Origin of the sequence: Methanogenium cariaci JCM 10550, from assembly GCF_001315945.1 — an archaeon.
GTDB lineage: Archaea > Halobacteriota > Methanomicrobia > Methanomicrobiales > Methanomicrobiaceae > Methanogenium > Methanogenium cariaci.
In genome coordinates, this window is the sequence record NZ_BBBG01000044.1 from 1 (window position 1) to 3057 (window position 3057).

Consider the following 3057-nt stretch of genomic DNA (forward strand, 5'->3'; position numbering starts at 1 on the left):
CGGGAGGAGGACCCGTCAGGGTCGATCGTCGCCACCCCCCCGGAAGACTTTGCCTGTGCCCGGCGGATCTTTTCCGCCATCACCGGTGACCACGTGGTGCAGGAGAAAACCCAAACCGGGGGGGTAACCGCCCTGGCCTCCATCGCCCGGGCGGGTCTGGAGGTCTTCACCCTCCGGCAGCTTCAGGCACTCCTCGGCCTCTCGTATTCTCAGACCTATCGGCTGCTCCACGGCTATACCAACGGCAGGAAGACCTATCCCGGTATACTTGACACATGCCCGGCGATACGCTCCATCAATACAGCGGAGGCAAAGGCCGTCTGCGGGACGGAAGTTCGGCGGCGGGAGCGCTACTTCGCCTTTGATCTCGGCCGCTACCACGAGTGGACAGCACCGCCGGATATCCGGCTGGAACCCGATGACGACACCGGATTTCCGAAAGAGATATCTCCGGGAAGAAGTGCAGGGTCATATCCCCCCCGGTGCGGGTGCGGGGATGTCTGAAATATCTGTATTTGTGGATTTATTTATCATTAAGATGGAAATAACTCGTTAAAAATGTGCGCCACGGGTGATTCGGTGCAGCGAAAGACACAGGGGGGGTCTCCCCTTCCCGGTCCGGAGTCTTTTGAACTGTGCTGACATGTTGCTATTCTCCTGAATGGCAGGGGGGGTGGGAGTTGCCGCCCCCCCTCTCCCCCCTCCTGTCTGTTGTCATCGGAGTGCAGAAGCATCCCTCTGTTCTGTCCTGTTTTTACGAAACGGGCGGCAGAAATGACGTATTTTCAGATGGGTTTCGTGGCCGGAAAAATACGGTTTTAATGCCGGTTATTTGCTGAAAACACCGAGGATTATGGATTATTAAGGGGGGGTGCTGTTGAGAGAAATTTTGAGAGGATGGATGGGCTGTCTCGGGGTGCGAACGGCCTGCTCCGGCTGTCTGTGTGGGTGCGTTTTTCCGGGGGGGCAATACGCCCCTTTTGTAGACATCTGGGCGATATTCTGTCTTTTATCCTGGAATGCCGCTTTGAATGTCGATCAACCTCACCGAAAGGGTGCACGCCGCATCTCCTGTTTGCGTCAGCCGAACCATGATCTGTGATTACTGTCCATACTCTCCGATATCCTCGATACTCTGGAATGTGCGGCACCGAAAGGGGGGGAATGATATAGAGAATTATTATGTATGTCCGCGAAATGATCAGGATGCAGAATGCGTTAAAAAATATCAAGACGCGATATGGTTATCACTGCTTTCAGGAAACATTCGGGAGAGTAAGATGATCCCGGATGACAGTAATGCACCTCTCTCTTCGGAAGAGATACCATCAGTTGTTTCTGCTCCTCCTCTCCAGAACAAAAATGCCATACTCCTTGTCTTCGGCATCTTTGCCTGTCTTGCCGGGTATGCCGTTGTTGGTGACCTCTCCGGGACAGTGGGGGAACTTTGTCTTTGCGGGACTGCAAGTCTTTTTGTTTGTGCTGCTTGCGATGTTCGCATACCTCTCGAAGACCTATCCCGGACTGAAGGTTCCTTCGATCCTTTTCCTGCTGGTGCTTGTCGGGTGTGTGGGACTCGGCGTGGCGGGTATCTCAGTTCTGTCGGTGCTGCCCCCCCTGAGGCGATGGAAGTGAGCGTCTCTTCGTCCGGTTCTTCAACGGAATTTAATTTTGAGGATTCTCTCTCAACTGACGATGCCCTCCGGATTGCAGAGGTAGTGCTGCTTGTCCTGATTTCGGCGTGCATCTCCTTTCTCGGGTTCTCCCGCAGGTTCCGTGGTTTTCTGTCCCGTTATGTGCCGCTTGACCCGGACTCCTTTGTCCACATGGTCGCCCTCGTCGCCGTCACTGCCCTGACGCTGATGTTCCTTGTGCCCTGTTGGTGCTGGGCGAACCGGTGCTGCTTTCACCGGCGCTGCTGGATATGGAGACCGGGGGGTGACATTTTCATGGAGAGCCTGACGGACGATATCTACAACCTGCTCTGGACGATGGGGGCCTCGTTCCTGCTGGTGGGCCTCTTTATTACGCGAAATATTCCTGAGACCCTGAAACGTCTCGGCCTTGTGCGGCCGACACTAAAGGAAGTCGGGATTGCCATTGGTCTGGGCATTGTCCTGGTGGGAGTCTTCCATGTGGTGGACATGGGTATCACGTTTATCTGGCAGTTCTTTGGCTGGCGGATGATGGATACCGATGCCGTGGAACTCCTCTTTGCCCCCCCGATGCTCACACCGGTGGGTGCCATCGTCGCCTCGGTTGCGGCAGGCTTTGGCGAGGAACTGAGTATCCGCGGAGTGCTGCAGCCGCGGTTTGGTATTCTCATTCCCTCCCTGCTTTTTGCCGCATTGCATGCCTTCCAGTACAACTGGGACGGGGTGCTCTCGGTATTTCTGGCAGGGATCATCTTTGCCCTTATCCGGAGATATTATTGCACCACGGTCAGTGCGGTTACGCATACCATCTATGACCTGATTCTCTTCTACTCCATTATCTTCGGGCTGGGTATCTGAAGGGGACCCCCCCGGCAGGATTCTGCTGTGGCATGAAGGGGGGGTTTAGGCTCTCGTTCTTCTTTTTTTGTGCGTGTTTTTATCCAACACTCCGGATGTGGCTCTTTGGAGTCGGGAATCCCGGATAGGGTCGTCACCCCCCCATGGCATTTTGTGTTGTGGGGGGGTGCATTTGTGTCTGCACGAGTTCAGAAATGGGGTTATTTGTGGGATTATTTTGTAAAAAACAGCCATTGTGTGCTTTGCGCGTTTTTGCGTCCGTGGTCTTTCCCTGTCCGGTATGGGATAGAGTGGTGATCAATTGGACGCATTTCCTGCCTCTGACAGGTGCAGGCAGCATGCCGATGATGGTATCGGGCCCGTTTTTTGGTGTTCAGAGCGTCGGTTTGCGAAATCAAATGAAAGGGTTTATCTCTGAGAAGTTACCACTTAGTTAGGTCGATTGTCTGGGACAAACGAGAGCACAACTGCTTTCGTTTGCTCCGCAGGCAACAATACAGGGAATAATGGTCTCTGACATCATCCGTCGTTTCGTCGGACGGTG

The 3057-nt window shown here is 54.3% G+C and carries 1 protein-coding gene and 1 pseudogene; both read left to right on the top strand.

Annotated elements, in window-relative coordinates:
- Positions 1-504, top strand: a pseudogene (locus JCM10550_RS19990) (hypothetical protein); the annotation flags it as partial.
- 776 nt (positions 505-1280) lie between these two features.
- Positions 1281-2513, top strand: a complete 1233-nt coding sequence (locus JCM10550_RS16415) for a CPBP family intramembrane glutamic endopeptidase (protein ID WP_172673959.1) — start codon at positions 1281-1283, stop codon at positions 2511-2513.
- The last annotated feature ends 544 nt before the right edge of the window (positions 2514-3057 follow it).